Below are 17,011 nucleotides of genomic sequence, written 5' to 3' on the forward strand. Positions count from 1 at the left end.
CTCGCCGCGATCACCACAGGGAAAACACAATGAAAAAGACCCTTCTTTGCTTGGCGCTGTCCAGTTCCTTACTGGGCTGCGCTACCACCACCAGCGCACCACAAAGCACCACGGCAAACAGCCAGGTTGCCCCGCAGCAACAATTTAAGGCACTGGTTAACGACTTCATCCCGGCCTTCTGGCAGCAGTTCCCCACCTGGGGGCTGTACGTGGGTTACACCCGCTACGCCGGCGAGCTGGTTATTCCTACCCCGGCCGCCCGCCAGCAGGAGCTGGCCTTTGCCAAGCACTGGCAGGACAAGCTCCATAGCCTGGATTTCGAGGCCCAGAGCCCGGCCAGCAAGATTGACTACCTGCTCATTCAAAATCTGCTGGGCAGCATCGTTTTTGATGTCACCGAGCTGAAAAGCTGGCAGTGGGATCCGTCCCAGTACAACATCGCCGGCGCCATCGCCGAGCTTGGCGCCAGCAAGGCCATCAGTGAGCCCGATGCCCTTAACGCCATCAGCGCCCGTCTGGAAAAGGCACCTGCCTATTACCAGGCAGCCCGCCACAACATTGAGCGCCCCACCCTTGAGCACACCCAGCTTGCCATAGTGCAAAACCAGGGCGCGTTCTCGGTGATAAACGATGCGCTGGTGGCCCGCGTTGACGCCAGCGCCCTGAGCACCGCCGACAAAGCCCGCTTTCATACCAACTACCAAGCGGCCCGCAGCGCCATCAATGGCCAGATTGACTGGCTCAAGGCGCTGGCCGCCAAGCTTGAAAAAGACGGCAATGCCCGCTCCTTTCGCTTGGGTAAGGCCCTTTACGAGCAGAAGTTCGCCTTTGACATCCAGTCTGGGCTAACCGCCAAAGAGCTGTACGACAAGGCCCAGGCTGACAAGGCCAAGGTGCTTGGCGAGATGAACCGCATCACCGATAGCCTGTGGAGTAAATATTTCCCGGGCGAGCCGCGCCTGGCCGGCAATGCCGGGGTGAAAAAACTCATCGACAAACTCTCGGCCCACCACGTGAAGCGCGATGCCTTTGTTGACGCCGTCAAGGCACAGATCCCAACCCTTGAAGCCTTCGTCAACCAGCACCAGTTGCTGACCCTGGACCCGAACAAACCGCTGGTAGTGCGGGAGACCCCCGAGTACATGCGCGGCGTAGCCGGTGCCTCGGTGTCGGCCCCGGGCCCCTACGACAAGGGCGGCAACACCTACTACAACGTCACTCCCCTTGACGGCATGAGCGACGCCCAGGCCGAGAGCTACCTGCGCGAATACAACCATTGGGTGTTGCAGGTACTGAATATCCACGAGGCCATTCCTGGCCACTACGCCCAGCTGGTGTATTCCAACCAGTCGCCGAGCCTGGTCAAAAGCCTGTTCGGTAACGGCGCCATGGTCGAAGGTTGGGCCGTCTATGCCGAGCGGATGATGCTCGAAGCGGGCTACGGCAACAACGAGCCAGAAATGTGGCTGATGTACTACAAGTGGAACCTGCGCACCATCTGCAACACCATCCTCGACTACAGCGTGCATGTGCTTGGCATGAGCCGCGATCAGGCGCTGGACTTGCTGATGAACCAGGCCTTCCAACAACAAGCCGAAGCCGAAGGCAAATGGCGGCGAGTGACCCTGTCTCAGGTGCAGCTCACCAGCTATTACGCCGGGTTCAGGGAGATTTACGATTTCCGTGAAGCGCAGAAAAAGGCCCTGGGTGCAGACTTTAACCTCAAGGACTTTAACGAAAGGTTTTTGAGTTATGGCTCGGCGCCGGTGCGGTATATCAAGGCGCTGATGTCAGGCGAAAAGATTGAGCCCCAGTGACGCCTTGGGCTTAGCCGCCGTTTCATAGGCACGCTCAGGCGTGCCTTTTAATTGCTCTTGCTGCTGGGCAAGGATTGCAGCCCGGGCTTCGGTGATCATCTGCCGCGCTTCGCTGGCAACTTGCTTGTCTTGACCTGACGGCTGGGCCGGGGCCAGAGCCGCTTTCAAGATGGTCTGGGCTTTGGTGAGGGTGGCTTGAGGGTCGCCAGCTACCTTGGAGGTGTCAATCTGCACCTCGCCGTCCACCGCATAGCTTTTGCCATCGGCGCCCTTTTCAAAGCTTAAGTGCATCCCTTTGGAGTAACTGCCAGCCGCGCTCTGGTGGGCCTGCTCGTGGGTGCGCACTTCCTGGTCGCGCGCCTTGAGAGAATCAAGCTCAGCCTGGTCGCTCTCGTCAAGGGCTTGGCCAGAGGCTTGGCCTTTACTGGCCGGCGCGTTGCGGCTTGCTTGCTCTGAAGAGGCCTTATCCGGCGCTTGGGTGGGATTGGCCTTATCGGTAGTGGCGCCAGTGGTAGCGGGTTGCGACGCCACAGCGCTTGCCGCCGGCACCTGGGTGTCAGCAGCAATGGACTGGCTGTAAGAAAGGGCTCCAACCTGAAGCATCAACACACTCGCTCAAAAATTGGCCACACACCTGTCATACACTAATCGCCCTTGCGCCCTTTTGCCACAAGTGTTACCTCTTTTGTGAGCCAATCTTTAGGAGTGTATTTTGGCGAGCCACTTATTTGCTCAACTAGCCCGACTGCGGCTTATTCGCCGCTGGCCACTGATGTATAACGTGCAACCGGAAAACGTCGCCGAACACAGCCTGCAAGTGGCCATGGTGGCCCATGCCCTGGCCCTTATCAGCAACCATTGCTTTGGCACCCAGTTGGACGCCAACCGAGTAGCGGCCCTGGCGCTGTTTCACGACGCCTCGGAAGTGCTTACCGGCGATTTGCCGACCCCGGTCAAGTACTACAACCCGGCCATCGCCGACGAATACAAGAAAATTGAAGCCGTTGCCGAGCAGCGCCTGGTGGACATGGCGCCGCCTGAGCTTCGCGAGGCGTATCGCCAGCTCTTTGTGGCCAGCGCCGACGAAGCGCCGCTGCAAAGCCTGGTAAAAGACGCCGACACCCTCTGCGCCTACCTCAAATGCCTGCAAGAGCTAAACATGGGTAACCACGAGTTCACCCAGGCCAAGGGCCGCCTGGAGGCAATGCTGGCCAAACGCATGAATCCGCCGATGCGCTATTTTCTCGACCAGTTCGTGCCGAGTTTCTCCCTTTCCCTGGACGACATCGCCGATGACCCAGAACACCCTCTGGTCCGCCCGGGCCAGCAATAACAACAGCCAGCGCCAGGACGACCATCGCAGCCCCTTTCAGCGCGATAAGGCAAGGGTGCTGCATTCGGCCGCCTTTCGCCGCCTGCAGGCCAAAACCCAGGTGCTGGGGGTCGGCCAGAGCGATTTTTACCGCACCCGCCTCACCCATTCTTTGGAGGCGGCGCAAATTGGCACCGGCATCCTTACCCAGTTAAAACGCAAGGCCCCACAGCATCAGGCGCTTTTTGCCGAAGAGGCCCTTATCGAGGCCATTTGTCTGGCCCATGACATTGGCCATCCGCCTTTTGGCCACGGCGGCGAGGTGGCTCTTAATTATCTGATGCGCAGCGACGGCGGCTTTGAGGGTAACGCCCAGACCCTTCGCATTCTCGCCAAGCTCGAGCCCTACACCGAGGGCAACGGCATGGATCTTTGCCGGCGCACCCTGCTTGGGGTGGTGAAATACCCGGTGCTGCAAAGTGCGGTCAGGGGCCCCTTGGCGTCAGAGCCCGCCAATCCGCGGCAGCTGAAAGTCAGCGACTGGTACCCGGCCAAGGCCAATTACGATGAAGACGCCGACAGCCTCGAGTGGATCCTCGCGCCCCTTGGCAACCACGACCGAGACCTTTTCAGTCAGTTTCAACCCCTCGCCCCCCACGGCAAGGCCAAGTTCAAATCGTTAGACAGCGCCATCATGGAGCTGGGGGACGATATCGCCTATGCCATCCACGACATGGAAGATGCCATCGTCATGGGCCTGGTTGGCCGTGAGGTGTGGGACAGTGAAGTGGCCAGCGAGCTTAAAACGTTGTCGCTGCCCGGTTTTGCCATGAGCCTTGAGGAGCTAGGCAGCCAGCTTTTCTCCGGCCAGCACCACCTTCGCAAGCAAGCCATCGGCGCCCTGGTCAACGGCCTTATCACCGCCACCACCCTGGTGGCGGTGGACGGCTTTGAATCGCCGCTGCTGGCCTTTAACGCCGGCCTGCCCGAGCACTACGCCCGGGCACTTAAAGTGTTCAAGGATTTTGTCTACAACCAGGTGGTAACCAAACCGGAGCTGCAACTTCTGGAATACAAGGGCCAGCAGATGGTGATGGCGCTGTTTGAGGCCCTGGCCTCTGACCCTGCCCGGTTGCTACCGCACAATACCCGTCGCCGCTGGCAAGCCGCTGGCCAAAGCCCGAGGGTCATTGCCGATTACATTGCCGGCATGACCGACGAATACGCCAGCCGCCTTTACGGCACCTTGTTCCTGCCCAAAACCGGTACGGTGTTTGAGCGCCAGCCCCATTAAAAAAGGCGCCCTTGGGCGCCTTTTCTTAGCAACGGCCTTTTTTGGCCTGGCCGGGCGGGCAATGGGTGCCCTGGCCATCAACCACCACTTCCGGCGCTTTGACCCGGACCTCCGGGCCCCTCAAGGTACAACCGGCGAGTAACGATAGCGCTGCCAGGGCAGCGAGCAAGCGAGCGGACATGACATTCTCCTTTATTTGTTTTGCCTTAAGTCTAGGAGAATTGCCCCAACCTGCCCTTAACCTGCCAGAGCCGGGAACAGCCCTTTGAGGCCTTTGGCCATAAATTCCACCGCCAGCGCCATCATGATAAGGCCCATCACCCGGGTGATAAGGTTGATACCGGTGGTGCCCAGCCAGCGAGCCAGCATCGGCGCGCACAAAAACACCCCCCAGGTCACCAGGCCCAGCAGCGCAATGGCAATGCCCAGCGCGCCTTTGTCCATGACGGTATGGTGAGCCTGGGTAAAGACGATGACGGTGGTAATGGCGGCGGGGCCGGCGATCAGCGGCAGCGCCAGGGGCACCAGGGTCACCGAGTTCATGTGCGCCGCTTCACGGCCTTCTTCGGTGGTGCGGCGGGTCTCGCCGAGCTTACCTTGCAGCATCGACAAGGCGGTAAAGCTCAGCAGCACACCGCCCGCCACCTGGAAGGAGGACACCGAAATGGAGAAGAAATCCAGCAGGCTTTCCCCCAACAGCAGCACCACCCACAGGATCACCGCCGAGGCAAAGGAGGCCATCATGGCGGTGCGGCGCCGCTCAACCAGGGATTGATCCGAGGTCAGGCCGATAAACACCGGCAGCAGCCCAAAAGGGTTGACGATAGCCAGCATGGCCACAAAAAATTGAGTGTAAATAGCGTAATCCACTGCTGGCGCCTCCCCTAACGAGACCTTAAGTGGCGCAGAGTCTAAACGCCTTGCAGGGCGCCGCATAACGAGATATTTTGGCCCGCAAGCATTAGTTTTTTTGATTATTCCCTGTACGTTAAAGTTGACGTTTACGCCTGCGGCAACGCGCTGACAATACCGGCGGTTCTGCGTATAATGCCGCCCCTGTTGCATAACAGAGGTTTTCCCGCGTATGACAAAGGTTCTCGAACACAGCACCGATTTCAGCCTGGTCCAGGGCCTGCTGGCAAAAGACACCGGTTTTGAAATGCTGGCATCGAGCTTTGCCGACTTGCCGCTGGACCCCTACATCCAGGGGGACTTTCGTTACCGCTGCTATTCCAATGTCAAAATCGAGGCCGGCCACATTCGCCGCCAGCCCACCAAGACCTTTATGCAGCCCAGCCACATCAACCAGTACCTGGGCGATGTGGAGCGTCAGTATCAGGAGATCCCAGAGCAGACCCTGACCGGCGCCGCCATGAGCGCCATGCTCAAGGATTTTAAAGGCCAATGCGCCCTGAGCGACGACGCGGTGATTGAAATTCACCAAATTCGCATCAAGACCCAGTCACGCAATGCCACCCCGCCGGCCCCAGAGGGGGTCCATCAGGATGGCTTTAACTACCTGGGGATCTACGTGATTGGCACCCAAACCGTGGAAGGTGGCGAGGTGATGCTGTATCAAGCCAAAGACGAGGCGCCGTTCTTTTGCGAGCGTTTTGCCGACGGCCAGTACGTTATCCTCAACGATGCCCGTTACTTCCATAACGCCGCGCCGGTCCTGCCCCTCCCAGGCCAGGACCAAGGCTACTGGGATGTGGTGGTACTGACTGCCCATGCCGGCTGATTGCCCCTGCGGCAGCGCCCGCCTGTACCCAGAATGCTGTGGCCCCCTACACCAGGGGGCCCGTGCCGAAACGGCAGAGGCGCTGATGCGAGCCCGCTACTGCGCCCATGTGGTCAATGCCCCGCAGTTTATCCTCGATAGCTGGCACCCGGACTCCCGCCCCATCCTTGCCGATATCGCCCCTTTTATCGCCCTGCCCTGGCATGATTTGCAGATACTCGCGCACCAGCCTGGCGAGCAGGAAAGTTTTGTCACCTTTCTTGCCCGTTACCAGCAAGATAATGGCCTTGCCTTTCATCTGGAAAAGAGCCGTTTCCTGAAAATAGACGGGAATTGGTTATTTTATTCAGGCACTTACCCTGAGCCCGAACGTAATGCCCCCTGCCCCTGCGGCTCTGGACGAAAGTATAAGACCTGTTGCCGCCGTTAATTGCTAATCTAGCCCCAGGCAAGTTGTGCCCTCTTTCATAACAATCAATAGAAAAAGGAACCGTTTATGGGGTGGTTAGTTAAAGGCGCGGTGCGCATGGTGGAGCGGTATCTTCCCGATCCTTTTGTGCTGGTACTGCTATTGACCATGCTGGTACTGGGCCTGTCCATCGGCGTGCAAGGTATGGCGCCCATGGATGCGGTCAATGTCTGGGGTAAAGGGTTCTGGAACCTGCTGAGCTTTGCCATGCAGATGGCCCTGATCCTGGTGCTCGGCCACCTGGTGGCCTCCACGCCGCCGGTGAGAAAAGCCCTGGGCGCCCTTGCCCGCCGGCTGCCGGGGCCGAAAAGCGCCATCATTACCGTCACTCTGGTGGCTTTGGTAGCCTCCTGGCTCAACTGGGGTTTTGGCCTGGTGGTAGGCGCCTTTTTTGCTCGCGCCATCGCCCGGGAAATTGCTATTGATTACAAACTACTGGTGGCCTCGGCCTACTCGGGGTTCCTTATCTGGCACGCCGGCCTTTCCGGCTCCATTCCCCTGACCATCAACACCCCTGGCAATTTTACCGAAAAGCAAATCGGCCTTATCCCCACCAGCGAAACTATCTTCGCCTCTTATAACCTCATCATCGTGGTGGCGCTGCTGATTGTGATGCCACTGCTGAACATGCTGATGCTGGATAAAAGCAGCAAGCTCAGCAAGGTACAAAGCCAAGAAGAAGAAAACCGCGTTGCTGGCCACGGCCCCATGCTCAACCAGCGCTGGCCCATGTACCTTGGCGGCGCCATCATGCTGGCCTACCTGGTGCCCTATTTTGTGGGCGGCGGTGGCCTTAACCTGAACGTGCTGAACTTGGTGTTTTTGATGCTGGCCATGGTGCTGTTCGGCACCGCTTCGCGCTTTTTGGGCGCCCTGCCTCCGGCGGTGGCCAGTGCCGGCGGCATCCTTATTCAGTTTCCCTTCTACGCCGGCATCATGGCTCTGATGCAAGGCTCTGGCCTTGCCACCCGCCTGGCCGAGTTCTTTGTGCATGTGTCCACCGCCGACACCTTGCCGCTGTGGAGCTTCCTCTCTGCCGGCCTTATCAACCTCTTTGTGCCCTCTGGTGGTGGCCAGTGGGCGGTGCAGGCGCCGGTTATGTTGCCTGCCGCTCAAATGCTGCATGTGGATGTCGCCAAGGTGGCTATGTCGGTCGCCTGGGGCGATGCCTGGACCAACCTGCTGCAACCCTTCTGGGCGCTGCCGGTGCTGGCCATCGCTGGCCTTGGCGCCAAGGATGTGATGGGCTATTGCCTTATCCAGCTGCTGGTATCCGGGGTGGTGATAGGCCTGGGCTTGAGCTTCCTGTAAGCCCCATTGGACAGAAAAAAGGCCGCAGTAGCGGCCTTTTTTATTACCCGGCCAGTTGCTTGGCCTGGGGCTCGTCTTTGGGGGGCATCTTGGCCAGATCGTAAGGGGTTATCTGGTAGACGCAGTAGTTTATCCAGTTGCTGTACAGCAAGCTGGCATGGCTGCGCCAGCGCGCCCTTGGGGTTTGGCTGGCATCGTCTTGCGGGTAGTAGTTCTCGGGCAGCACCGGGTTGATACCGGCCTTGAGGTCGCGCTGATATTCCTGGTCCAGGGTGTCGAAATCGTATTCAGGATGCCCGGTCACAAAAATCTGCCGAAGGTCGTCGCTTGCCGCCAGATAAACCCCGGCCTCGGGGTGGTCGGCAAGGATCTGCAGATCGGTGTGCTCGCCGATAAAGCCGGCGTCAAAGTCGGCATAACGGCTCAGCGGCGCCAGGAAGTAATCGTCAAAGCCGCGCACCAGCGGGTTATCGCGGTTGAGAGTACGGTGCTCATAGACCCCGGAAAGCTTCTGGCCGCGGGTCATCTTCGGCAGGCCGTAGAGGTAGTTCAGGGCCGCCTGGGCCGCCCAACACAAAAACAGCGTGGAGGTGACATGGGTACGGGACCACTCGATGACATTTCGCACCTCGTCCCAGTAATACACCTCGTCAAAAGGCACCTGCCCCAGAGGCGCGCCGGTCACGATAAGGCCGTCAAAGTTCTGGTCCTTGATGTCGTCAAAATCGCGGTAAAAGCGCTCCAGATGCGAGCTTGGAGTGTTGTTGGACTCGCGATGATCGATACGCAGCAGCTTGACGTTGACCTGCAACGGGGTGTTGGCCAAGAGCCTTAAGATCTGGTTCTCGGTATCGATTTTCTTGGGCATCAGGTTGAGCAGCACCACCTCCATGGGACGGATGTCCTGGTGGATGGCGCGGGTTTCATCCATCACAAAGATGTTTTCCTTGCGCAGCACTTCGGCGGCCGGCAAAGCATCGGGAATTCGGATGGGCATGGCAATCTCCACGGCATTAGCTTGGATATTTAAACGTCTAAACGTCTAAATGTCCACTTCCAAGCCGACAACAGGCACAAAAAAGGCGCCCATCGGCGCCTTGTTCAGGGTTGCAGCCATTGCAACTGCCATTTGTTGTCGGTGCGTTGGTAACGCACCCGGTGATGCAGGCGATTCTCCCGACCGGCCCAAAACTCCATAAGGCTCGGCACCAACACATAACCACCCCAATGCGGCGGGCATGGCACGGTATCGCCAAAGCGCGCTTCGGCCTCGGCCAGTTGGCGCTCCAGCACCGAGGCATCGCTAATGGGCTCAGACTGATGCGAGGCCCAGGCTCCCAGCTGCGAGCCCCGGGGGCGGGAGGCAAAATAAGCCTCTGAGTCGCTACGCGGCAGTTTGGTAACCAAGCCCTGTACTCGCACCTGGCGGGCCAGATGAGGCCAGTAAAAATTCAGGCTGGCCCGCGGGTCGGCCGCCAACTCAAGGCCCTTGTGGGACTGGTAGTTGGTAAAAAACTGCAGGCCCTGCTCGCTTATCCCCTTCAAAAGCACGATACGGCTTTGGGGAAAGCCGTCCAGCCCCTGGGTACAGAGGGTCATGGCGTTGACTTCCAGCCAGTCCACCGGGGCGCTGTCTTTGGCTTCGTCAAACCATTGGCCAAATTGTTTGAGGGGGTTGGGGTCCAGTTCGGTAAGGGGGGCGTGGCGGAACACCCGGCGCATGGCATCAATGCTCATCATGGCTCCAAAGAAAAAAGGCAGTCCAAAGACTGCCTTAGCTTACTGCACCAGACCTTGCAGCACATCAAAGAAGCGCGCCAGCTCATCGGTGGTGTTGTAGTGCATGCACCCAACTCGCACTATGCCGCTCTCCTCCAGCCCCAGTTGGCGCACCAAGCCCAGGGCATAGAAGTTACCATCGCCAAGGCAAATACCGGCCGCCGCCATGGCCTCGGACACCGCCCTGTTGGCCACGTCGCCCAGGGTGAAGGCAAAAGTAGGGGTGCGCTCGGCAAGGCGAGCCGGGTCGGTAATGCCGAAGATACGAAGCCCAGGCACGGTCGCGGCGCGCTCCAAAAAGTACTGGCTAAGCTGCATTTCATGCTGCTTGCTGGCGCTATAGGTGGCCGCCAGGCGCTGGCGCCTAGGCACATCCTGGCTAAGGCCACTAAGCTCGGCCAGATGCTCGATTGTCGCCACAAAACCGGCCAGGGCTTCAAAGCTCTGGGTGCCGGTTTCAAACTTGTTCGGAGCAAGGTTGGTGGCAGGCTCCACCTTATATGGGGTGATGGCGTCTAACAGCTGGTGGCGGCCAAAAACCATCCCCAGGTGCGGGCCAAAGAACTTGTAGCTGCTACAGGCCAGGAAATCGCAGCCGATGGCCTGCACGTCCACCAGTTCATGGGGGGTAAAGTGCACGGCATCGACCCACACCAGCGCCCCCACCTTATGGGCCGCTTCCACCACCTTTTTAACATCGACGATAGAGCCGGTGGTGTTGGAGGCGTGGGTCAGGGCCACCAGCTTGGTGCGCGGCGACAACTTGGCAAAGAGCGCCTGGTAATCGAGGGTGCAATCGGCTTCGACAAGCGGCACTTGGTGCACGGTGGCGCCTTTGTCGGCGGCGGCCTGTGCCCAGGACGACACGTTGGAGTAGTGGTCCAATGCCGTGACGATAACCTCGTCCCCGGCTTGCCAGCCGCGGCTGATGGCGCGGCTCATGGCAAAGGTCAGGGTGGTCATGTTGGGGCCGAAGATGATTTCATCGCTACTGGCCGCGCCCAGCAAATCCCGGGCGGCGGCTCGCGCCTCGCTCATTACGGCGGTGGTTTTTTTCGACGAGAAATAGGTGCCTCCCAGATTGGCATTAAAGCGGCCCAGGTAGTCGGTCATGGCCGCCAGCACCGAGCTTGGTACCTGGGCGCCGCCGGGGCCGTCCAGGAAGATGGGAGTCAGGCCGTCTACTTGCTGATTAAGGGCGGGGAATTTTTCACGCAGGGCTGCAATATTCACAACTGGATTTCCGTTCACGTCAAGGCGGCGCCAGTGTAAAGAGCCCCTTCGGGCAAGTCCAGCCTGGGGCTGTGCGGGGGGTCACTTTTCAGAACGGTTGATGCTGCCAGCGGGACAAGACATCCCCAAGGTCGGCATTGGCGGTAAGCCCGGGCCGGGCCGGCAGCGGCTCACCTTTCACCTGCCAGGCGGCTTTAGGGTCAAGGTCGGCCAGCACCTCTTCTTGAATAAAGCGGGCATCCTCGGCGCGGCCCAGTTGCGGCTCGGGGTCGAGGCAGTCAAACAGCCTGGCGGCCACCATGCCCTGCTGGTGAAACACCTCAGACAGCGCGACGGAGCGGGCCGGGGTACGGGCATCGGCGCCAAAGGGCCTTGGGGGAGCCGTTTCCAGCGCGCCTTTTGGCAAGCCCTGTTGCAACTCGGGGCTGGCAATACCGGGCTTTTCCAACAAATCGTTGCCCAGCATCGCCAGCAGCAGTGCAAAATCCGAACGCTGGCCAGACGCCACCGCTGACGCCAGTTGGGGCGCCAGGGTTAGTTCGTCTTGGAAGGCAAGGCCGTTGATTTGCACAGAAAATCATCATTTAACAGGGTTAAACCCTATATCGGCCGCTAAACCGGGATTTTTAGCAAATTTCTTCCTTTACATCAGATCGGATTTTGGTAGTATGGCGGCGCATCGGCGGTGGGGTTCCCGAGTGGCCAAAGGGATCAGACTGTAAATCTGACGGCTCAGCCTTCGAAGGTTCGAATCCTTCCCCCACCACCATCCTTTACAACGAAAGTGGCTCACGCGGCGGCTTTCCATATACCGAACCCGGTGGGGTTCCCGAGTGGCCAAAGGGATCAGACTGTAAATCTGACGGCTCAGCCTTCGAAGGTTCGAATCCTTCCCCCACCACCATATATGCCGCCTTTCGGGCGGCTTTTTTTTTGGGTTATACTGCCCGCCCTTTTGCGACTAAGGCTTTGTCAGTGGAACTTCAGGAACTCACCGATCAGTTGGTTGCCCGCTACCAGGAAGGCCTGGAGATGTGGCAGTACAACCACGAAACCGAAGCCGGCCAGTTTACTGGCAGCTTTCTGGTGCATCGTGATTGGGAAACCCTGACCACCACCGAGCCCGGCAGCTGGCTGGCGTGCCTCATTTATTGCCTGGAAGTGGCCGCCGTGGTGCGCCTGGCCAACGAACTGCCTGGCCTTGGCACCCTGCCCGACGCCAAGCAATTGGAGCTTGCCGCTCTTATCAGCGAAGCGGAAATGAGCGCAGCGCTTCTTCGCGCCCTGCCCCAGGGCTTTGGCGACGACCACCCCAAAGGTGACGAAGAGCGCGAGTTTATTCCCGACGAAGCCCACGAGATGCTGGACATACTGGTACGCCTGGCCGACTCGGCTCCCGAGGAGCACCAGCACGACGGCGACTCCTTTATCTGCCTGATGGACACCTTGCAGTCCGGCGCCGTGGATTTTGCCGCCCAGTACGTGGCCGAAGACAGCAACATGATGCAGCCAAGCCTTGGCGCCAGCGCCATTTTGCAGGACATGCTGGTGGAAATGACGGTGCTGGACCAAGACTACGTCGCCCAGCGGCTGCTCACCTTTATCCAGCGCTTCTGTAATCCTCTGCTCACCGCCCAGCGCCTGGAAATGCTCACCGAAATGATGGGCAAACCCACCAAAGCCCCCATGGGCCGCCTGCACTAAAACACAGGTAAGCAACAGCGGACCTTGCGCCCCCTGGTTAAAAGTTCAACAATGAGAAGAACTTACCCAGGGGGATAACATGAAGACAACAGCCCTAGCCCTGCTCGGCAGCACCCTGTTGCTGAGCGCCTGTACCTCAACCAACCCTTGTGAACGCATTGTTGAAATGAGCGACCAGGCCCGGCGCTGCGACATGATGCGCCGCAACATGGACAACCTCAAAGACAACCCCCAGTTGATGAGTGCCGCCAAAGCGCGTTATCAGCAAGAATGCGTCAACTTCCTTTACTACCAAGAGAACTTTTCCGACGAAGAGCTCAAGTGCCTGAGCCCGGAGGAGAAGAAGGCATTGCGCACTCGCAGCCAGGAAAAGTAGCTGGTAACCTTCAGCCATCTGAAGGAGGAAAAGCGCGATGTCTCAAACCATTATCAACACCCAAGACGCTCCGGCGGCCATCGGCCCTTACGTGCAGGCCCGCCGAGTGGGGCCTTTCCTTTATACGTCCGGGCAGATCCCCATCGACCCTAAAACCGGTGACGTAGTCGAGGGTATCGAAGCCCAGACCGAGCAGGCCCTTAACAACCTGCTGGCCATTCTCAAAGCCGCCGGTTTCGACAAAGAGCACGTGCTCAAAACCACGGTTTTTATCAAAGACATGAACCAGTTCGCCACCATCAACGGCATCTATGAGCGCTTCTTTGGCGACCATAAGCCGGCCCGCAGCTGCGTAGAAGTGGCGCGCCTGCCTAAAGACGTGCTGGTGGAAGTCGAGGCGGTAGCCTACGGCGAGTAAAAGAGGCGGCCCAGGCCGCCTTTCATCGCCGCCGGTAACGGCGGCCTGTGTTACCCTAGCCTCACCATTTAGCGACACACCTAGCCATGAAAATTATCTCATTCAACATCAATGGCCTGCGCGCCCGCCTTCATCAACTGCAAGCCCTTATCGACAAGCACCAGCCCGATATTATCGGCCTGCAGGAAACCAAGGTGCATGATGACCAATTCCCGCTGGAAGAGGTTCGCGCCATGGGTTACGAGGTGCACTTTCATGGTCAAAAAGGCCACTACGGCGTGGCCATGCTCTCCAAGCAATCGCCGGTATCGGTGCAAAAAGGCTTCCCCACTGATGGGGAAGAAGCCCAGCGCCGCATGATCATCGGCCGTTTCACCTTGCCGGACGGCAGCCCGCTGACAGTGCTGAACGGTTATTTCCCCCAAGGTGAAAACCGCAGCCACGAGCTGAAATTCCCGGCCAAGGAAAAGTTCTACGCCGATTTGATGCACTACCTTGAGCGGCACCACAGCCCCGATGAGGCGGTGGCGATCATCGGTGATATGAACATCTCCTGCACCGACTTGGACATCGGTATTGGTGAAGCCAACGCCAAGCGCTGGCTCAAAGAAGGCAAATGCTCGTTCTTGCCCGAAGAACGCCAATGGATGGATAAACTGCTGGGCTGGGGCTTGGTGGATACCTTCCGCGCCGAGCACCCCGATACCGCCGACCGCTACTCCTGGTTTGATTACCGTTCCAAGGGCTTTGACGACAACCGCGGCCTGCGTATCGACCTGGTACTGGCCACCCGCCCCCTGGCACAAAAGGCGGTGGAGACCGGCATCGACTACGAGCTGCGCGGCATAGAGAAACCCTCGGACCACGCCCCCATCTGGACCACCTTCAAGGTCTGAACAAAGCCGGTCGCCAGACCGGCTTTTTAGCCTAAGGGCCACCTCAAGGACAGCATTTGTGACCGCATCAACCAAGGCAACTATGGACACCCTGACTCTTTTTATCGTTATCACTCTGGCAGCTGGCGCCATGATGCCGCTACAGGCCGGTATCAATGCCCAACTGGCCGCCAACACCGGCGGCGCCATCTGGGCGGCCTTTATCAGCTTTGGGGTTGGCACTGTGGTGCTGGCCCTTTACCTGCTGCTGACCCGCCAAGGCGTGCCCAGCTCTGGCGCCCTGGCCGCCCTGCCCTGGTGGCAATGGAGCGGCGGCCTGCTGGGGGCCTTTTTTGTGGCGGTGGCAGCTTTTGTGGCGCCGCGTTTAGGAGCGGCAGCCTTCATCGGCTTTTTGGTGGCCGGGCAAATGCTGGCGTCACTGCTGCTGGACCATCAGGGCTGGGTGGGTTACCTGCAAAAGGAGATCAACCCTTACCGTATCGCCGGCGCCCTGCTGGTTATTGGTGGCGTGGTGCTTATTCGCCGCAATTAATCGCCGATAAGCTGGGTGTCTTGCTCGGTATGCAAGAACAGCCATAACAGCTTTTGGCTGGCCGACCAGAAGGCCAGGCCATGCTCTAAGGGCGATTTGAAAAACGGCTCTGCATCGATACTTTGAAAATCCACAGGCACTTCGGTAATGGCCCGGCGCACCGCGCCGTTACCGATGAGGTTAAATAGCTGCGGGTCGGGTGGTGCCAGGGTATCGGCGTGGCATTGGGGCAACTCGTCGAGCCCGACCTCGGCAAAAAACCACCAGCCGTGGCTGCCGTTATCGGAGACAAAACAGGTATGAAGCGGGGACAACTCCCCCAAATTGACGTAGCGGGGCAAAACAGTGGACATGCTACCCTCCTTGGTTCCCAAGGGCACAGTCTGCCCAAAAGCGCCGCTAAAAAAAACCCGCCTTTCGGCGGGTTTTTCATATCAGAACGAGGTGCGGCGGTAGTTACGATAGCGCGGCAACCAGAAGTTCTTCTCGATAGCGGCGATCAGCGCCTCATCTGAGGTGGTGAGTGCCACATCGTCGTCCTGGGCCTGTTTGGCCACAGCCAGAGCGATGTACTTGCTCACTTCCTGAATGTCAGACACCAGCGGCAATACCGGGCCGGTGCCTTCATTGGCGAGCGGCGAACAGTCAGCCAAGGCCCTGGAGGCGGCCATCAGCATGTTGTCGGTCACCCGTTTGGCTTTGGCCGCGATCACCCCAAGGCCGATACCGGGGAAGATATAGGAGTTGTTGCATTGGGCAATGGCCACTTTCTCGTCGCCCACCAGGGCCGGCGCGAAGGGGCTGCCGGTGGCGACCATGGCTTTGCCGTCGGTCCAGTTGAGGATCTCCTGGGGCGTGGCTTCCACCCGAGAAGTGGGGTTGGACAGCGGCATAACAAACGGGCGCTCGCAGCCAGCCAGCATGGTTTTGATGACTTCTTCGGTAAAGAGGCCGCGCTGGCCGGACACCCCGATCAGGATGCTTGGCTTGGCGTTTTTGATCACTTCCAGCAGGGAGATGTTCTCCCCTTCGGTTTGCCAGTCCTTAAGCAGTTCAACGTGCTGGGACAGGCGGCTTTGGAAGTTCATCAGGTTGGGCATGTCGCTGGTCAGAAGGCCCCAGCGGTCCACCATGAACACTCGGGCGCGGGCCTCGGCTTCGGTCAGGCCTTCGGTTTGCATGGCCGCCACGATTTGCTCGGCAATGCCGCAACCGGCGCTACCGGCGCCGAGGAACACCACTTTTTGGTCTTTGAGCAGCTCGCCTTTGGCCTTACAGGCAGCCCACAGAGTGCCAACGGTCACGGCAGCGGTGCCTTGGATGTCATCGTTGAAGCAGCAAAGATCGTCTTTGTAGCGCTCCAAAAGCGGCATGGCGTTGGCCTGGGCGAAGTCTTCAAACTGCAACAAGGCATTGGGCCAGCGGCGTTTTACCGCTTGAATGAAGGTTTCAACGAAGGCGTAGTATTCGTCGCCGCTGATACGGTTTTGACGGCGGCCCATGTACATGGGGTCGTCCAGCAGATCGGGGTTGTTGGTACCCACGTCCAGCACCACCGGCAGGGTGTAGGCCGGGCTGATACCGCCACAGGCGGTGTACAGGGACAATTTACCGATGGGAATGCCCATACCGCCGATGCCTTGGTCGCCAAGGCCGAGGATACGCTCACCGTCGGTCACCACGATGATCTTCACGTTCTGCTTGGTGGCGTTTTGCAGGATGTCGTCGATGTGGTCTTTATCTTCGTAGGATATAAAGAGGCCACGGTGAGTACGGTAGATTTTGGAAAATTCCTGGCAAGCCTGGCCGACGGTGGGGGTGTAGATGATCGGCATCACCTCATCGAGGTGCTCTTCCAGCAGGCGATAGAACAAGGTTTCGTTATTGTCCTGAATGGAGCGCAAGTAAACATGCTTGTCCAGATCAGAGGTGCAGCTGCAGAACTGGGCATAGGCCCGCTCTTTTTGTTCTTCAATGGTTTCAACGTACTGCGGCACCAAGCCCAGCAGGTTGAAGTGAATGCGCTCGTCCTGGGTAAAGGCACTGCCTTTATTGAGCAGGGGGGACTCCAGCAGGGCCGGGCCCGCGTAGGGGATGTACAGAGGGCGTTTCGGGCTTTGGCTCATTGG

At 59.0% G+C, this 17,011-nt stretch carries 20 protein-coding genes and 2 tRNA genes; 13 read left to right on the top strand and 9 right to left on the bottom strand.

Annotated elements, in window-relative coordinates:
* The first annotated feature begins 29 nt into the window (after positions 1-29).
* A complete protein-coding gene (locus AC22G1_RS12120) occupies positions 30-1,817 on the top strand; it encodes a DUF885 domain-containing protein (protein WP_487313616.1) in 1,788 nt (595 codons plus the stop codon).
* On the opposite strand, the gene AC22G1_RS12125 is transcribed toward AC22G1_RS12120, so the two are convergent.
* Positions 1,791-2,420, bottom strand: coding sequence for a putative metalloprotease CJM1_0395 family protein (locus AC22G1_RS12125; protein ID WP_487313617.1), 630 nt, complete (start codon positions 2,418-2,420; stop codon positions 1,791-1,793). The genes AC22G1_RS12120 and AC22G1_RS12125 overlap by 27 nt on opposite strands.
* Before the next feature lie 169 nt (positions 2,421-2,589).
* On the opposite strand from AC22G1_RS12125, the gene yfbR reads away from it, so the two are divergent.
* Both yfbR and AC22G1_RS12135 read left to right on the top strand, forming a co-directional pair.
* Positions 2,590-3,150: a 5'-deoxynucleotidase gene (gene yfbR / locus AC22G1_RS12130; RefSeq protein ID WP_464948813.1), complete on the top strand. Its 561-nt coding sequence runs from the start codon at positions 2,590-2,592 to the stop codon at positions 3,148-3,150.
* Positions 3,110-4,423 carry an anti-phage deoxyguanosine triphosphatase gene (locus tag AC22G1_RS12135; protein WP_487313618.1) on the top strand — a complete coding sequence of 438 codons (1,314 nt, stop codon included), beginning with the start codon at positions 3,110-3,112 and terminating at the stop codon, positions 4,421-4,423. Before yfbR ends, AC22G1_RS12135 begins: the two co-directional genes overlap by 41 nt.
* Positions 4,424-4,448: 25 nt before the next feature.
* Here AC22G1_RS12135 and AC22G1_RS12140 read toward each other — a convergent pair whose 3' ends face one another.
* Together AC22G1_RS12140 and AC22G1_RS12145 are read right to left on the bottom strand one after the other, a co-directional pair.
* On the bottom strand, positions 4,449-4,604 hold the full coding sequence (locus tag AC22G1_RS12140) for a hypothetical protein (RefSeq protein ID WP_487313619.1): 156 nt from the start codon (positions 4,602-4,604) through the stop codon (positions 4,449-4,451).
* 56 nt (positions 4,605-4,660) lie between these two features.
* Complete coding sequence (locus AC22G1_RS12145) at positions 4,661-5,293, bottom strand: YchE family NAAT transporter (protein ID WP_050659418.1); 633 nt, start codon at positions 5,291-5,293, stop codon at positions 4,661-4,663.
* A 214-nt stretch (positions 5,294-5,507) separates the two neighbouring features.
* On the opposite strand from AC22G1_RS12145, the gene AC22G1_RS12150 reads away from it, so the two are divergent.
* From AC22G1_RS12150 to AC22G1_RS12160, 3 genes are all read left to right on the top strand, one after another.
* Positions 5,508-6,164: a 2OG-Fe dioxygenase family protein gene (locus AC22G1_RS12150; protein ID WP_487313620.1), complete on the top strand. Its 657-nt coding sequence runs from the start codon at positions 5,508-5,510 to the stop codon at positions 6,162-6,164.
* A gap of 85 nt (positions 6,165-6,249) precedes the next feature.
* Positions 6,250-6,594 (top strand): YchJ family metal-binding protein, encoded by a 345-nt coding sequence (locus AC22G1_RS12155; RefSeq protein WP_487316720.1) that lies wholly within the window; start codon positions 6,250-6,252, stop codon positions 6,592-6,594.
* A 66-nt stretch (positions 6,595-6,660) separates the two neighbouring features.
* Positions 6,661-7,944, top strand: coding sequence for a short-chain fatty acid transporter (locus tag AC22G1_RS12160; RefSeq protein ID WP_487313621.1), 1,284 nt, complete (start codon positions 6,661-6,663; stop codon positions 7,942-7,944).
* A 43-nt stretch (positions 7,945-7,987) separates the two neighbouring features.
* Here AC22G1_RS12160 and metA read toward each other — a convergent pair whose 3' ends face one another.
* From metA to AC22G1_RS12180, 4 genes are all read right to left on the bottom strand, one after another.
* Positions 7,988-8,941, bottom strand: coding sequence for a homoserine O-acetyltransferase MetA (gene metA / locus AC22G1_RS12165; protein ID WP_050659414.1), 954 nt, complete (start codon positions 8,939-8,941; stop codon positions 7,988-7,990).
* A gap of 104 nt (positions 8,942-9,045) precedes the next feature.
* The gene (pdxH, locus tag AC22G1_RS12170; RefSeq protein WP_487313622.1) at positions 9,046-9,681 is read right to left on the bottom strand and encodes a pyridoxamine 5'-phosphate oxidase; all 636 of its coding nucleotides are present in this window, start codon (positions 9,679-9,681) and stop codon (positions 9,046-9,048) included.
* 42 nt (positions 9,682-9,723) lie between these two features.
* Positions 9,724-10,956 (bottom strand): cysteine desulfurase-like protein, encoded by a 1,233-nt coding sequence (locus tag AC22G1_RS12175; protein WP_487313623.1) that lies wholly within the window; start codon positions 10,954-10,956, stop codon positions 9,724-9,726.
* A gap of 88 nt (positions 10,957-11,044) precedes the next feature.
* Complete coding sequence (locus tag AC22G1_RS12180; protein ID WP_487313624.1) at positions 11,045-11,527, bottom strand: VC2046/SO_2500 family protein; 483 nt, start codon at positions 11,525-11,527, stop codon at positions 11,045-11,047.
* A gap of 113 nt (positions 11,528-11,640) precedes the next feature.
* Between AC22G1_RS12180 and AC22G1_RS12185 the strand changes: the two genes are divergently transcribed.
* From AC22G1_RS12185 to AC22G1_RS12215, 7 genes are all read left to right on the top strand, one after another.
* Positions 11,641-11,725: transfer RNA gene (locus tag AC22G1_RS12185), tRNA-Tyr, on the top strand.
* Positions 11,726-11,775: 50 nt separating this feature from the next.
* Positions 11,776-11,860, top strand: a tRNA-Tyr gene (locus AC22G1_RS12190).
* Between the two features lie 71 nt (positions 11,861-11,931).
* Positions 11,932-12,660, top strand: coding sequence for a hypothetical protein (locus AC22G1_RS12195; protein WP_050659410.1), 729 nt, complete (start codon positions 11,932-11,934; stop codon positions 12,658-12,660).
* Between the two features lie 79 nt (positions 12,661-12,739).
* The gene (locus AC22G1_RS12200; RefSeq protein WP_487313625.1) at positions 12,740-13,036 is read left to right on the top strand and encodes a hypothetical protein; all 297 of its coding nucleotides are present in this window, start codon (positions 12,740-12,742) and stop codon (positions 13,034-13,036) included.
* A gap of 37 nt (positions 13,037-13,073) precedes the next feature.
* Positions 13,074-13,454 carry a RidA family protein gene (locus AC22G1_RS12205; protein WP_050659408.1) on the top strand — a complete coding sequence of 127 codons (381 nt, stop codon included), beginning with the start codon at positions 13,074-13,076 and terminating at the stop codon, positions 13,452-13,454.
* 86 nt (positions 13,455-13,540) lie between these two features.
* On the top strand, positions 13,541-14,350 hold the full coding sequence (gene xthA, locus AC22G1_RS12210; protein WP_487313626.1) for an exodeoxyribonuclease III: 810 nt from the start codon (positions 13,541-13,543) through the stop codon (positions 14,348-14,350).
* 58 nt (positions 14,351-14,408) lie between these two features.
* Positions 14,409-14,882: a DMT family transporter gene (locus tag AC22G1_RS12215; RefSeq protein WP_487313627.1), complete on the top strand. Its 474-nt coding sequence runs from the start codon at positions 14,409-14,411 to the stop codon at positions 14,880-14,882.
* Here AC22G1_RS12215 and AC22G1_RS12220 read toward each other — a convergent pair.
* Positions 14,879-15,235 (bottom strand): hypothetical protein, encoded by a 357-nt coding sequence (locus AC22G1_RS12220; RefSeq protein ID WP_487313628.1) that lies wholly within the window; start codon positions 15,233-15,235, stop codon positions 14,879-14,881. The genes AC22G1_RS12215 and AC22G1_RS12220 overlap by 4 nt on opposite strands.
* Before the next feature lie 81 nt (positions 15,236-15,316).
* Complete coding sequence (locus AC22G1_RS12225; protein WP_487313629.1) at positions 15,317-17,008, bottom strand: NAD-dependent malic enzyme; 1,692 nt, start codon at positions 17,006-17,008, stop codon at positions 15,317-15,319.
* Between the last annotated feature and the right edge of the window lie 3 nt (positions 17,009-17,011).

This window comes from Gallaecimonas zhanjiangensis (genome assembly GCF_057624825.1).

What these genes read in the sequence shown, in the direction of transcription:
- AC22G1_RS12120 (WP_487313616.1), top strand. Translation starts at nt 30, where the DNA reads ATGAAAAAGACCCTTCTTTGCTTGGCGCTGTCCAGTTCCTTACTGGGC.
- AC22G1_RS12125 (WP_487313617.1), bottom strand. Translation starts at nt 2,420, where the DNA reads ATGCTTCAGGTTGGAGCCCTTTCTTACAGCCAGTCCATTGCTGCTGAC.
- yfbR (WP_464948813.1), top strand. Translation starts at nt 2,590, where the DNA reads ATGTATAACGTGCAACCGGAAAACGTCGCCGAACACAGCCTGCAAGTG.
- AC22G1_RS12135 (WP_487313618.1), top strand. Translation starts at nt 3,110, where the DNA reads ATGACCCAGAACACCCTCTGGTCCGCCCGGGCCAGCAATAACAACAGC.
- AC22G1_RS12140 (WP_487313619.1), bottom strand. Translation starts at nt 4,604, where the DNA reads ATGTCCGCTCGCTTGCTCGCTGCCCTGGCAGCGCTATCGTTACTCGCC.
- AC22G1_RS12150 (WP_487313620.1), top strand. Translation starts at nt 5,508, where the DNA reads ATGACAAAGGTTCTCGAACACAGCACCGATTTCAGCCTGGTCCAGGGC.
- AC22G1_RS12155 (WP_487316720.1), top strand. Translation starts at nt 6,250, where the DNA reads ATGCGAGCCCGCTACTGCGCCCATGTGGTCAATGCCCCGCAGTTTATC.
- AC22G1_RS12160 (WP_487313621.1), top strand. Translation starts at nt 6,661, where the DNA reads ATGGGGTGGTTAGTTAAAGGCGCGGTGCGCATGGTGGAGCGGTATCTT.
- metA (WP_050659414.1), bottom strand. Translation starts at nt 8,941, where the DNA reads ATGCCCATCCGAATTCCCGATGCTTTGCCGGCCGCCGAAGTGCTGCGC.
- pdxH (WP_487313622.1), bottom strand. Translation starts at nt 9,681, where the DNA reads ATGAGCATTGATGCCATGCGCCGGGTGTTCCGCCACGCCCCCCTTACC.
- AC22G1_RS12200 (WP_487313625.1), top strand. Translation starts at nt 12,740, where the DNA reads ATGAAGACAACAGCCCTAGCCCTGCTCGGCAGCACCCTGTTGCTGAGC.
- AC22G1_RS12205 (WP_050659408.1), top strand. Translation starts at nt 13,074, where the DNA reads ATGTCTCAAACCATTATCAACACCCAAGACGCTCCGGCGGCCATCGGC.
- xthA (WP_487313626.1), top strand. Translation starts at nt 13,541, where the DNA reads ATGAAAATTATCTCATTCAACATCAATGGCCTGCGCGCCCGCCTTCAT.
- AC22G1_RS12220 (WP_487313628.1), bottom strand. Translation starts at nt 15,235, where the DNA reads ATGTCCACTGTTTTGCCCCGCTACGTCAATTTGGGGGAGTTGTCCCCG.
- AC22G1_RS12225 (WP_487313629.1), bottom strand. Translation starts at nt 17,008, where the DNA reads ATGAGCCAAAGCCCGAAACGCCCTCTGTACATCCCCTACGCGGGCCCG.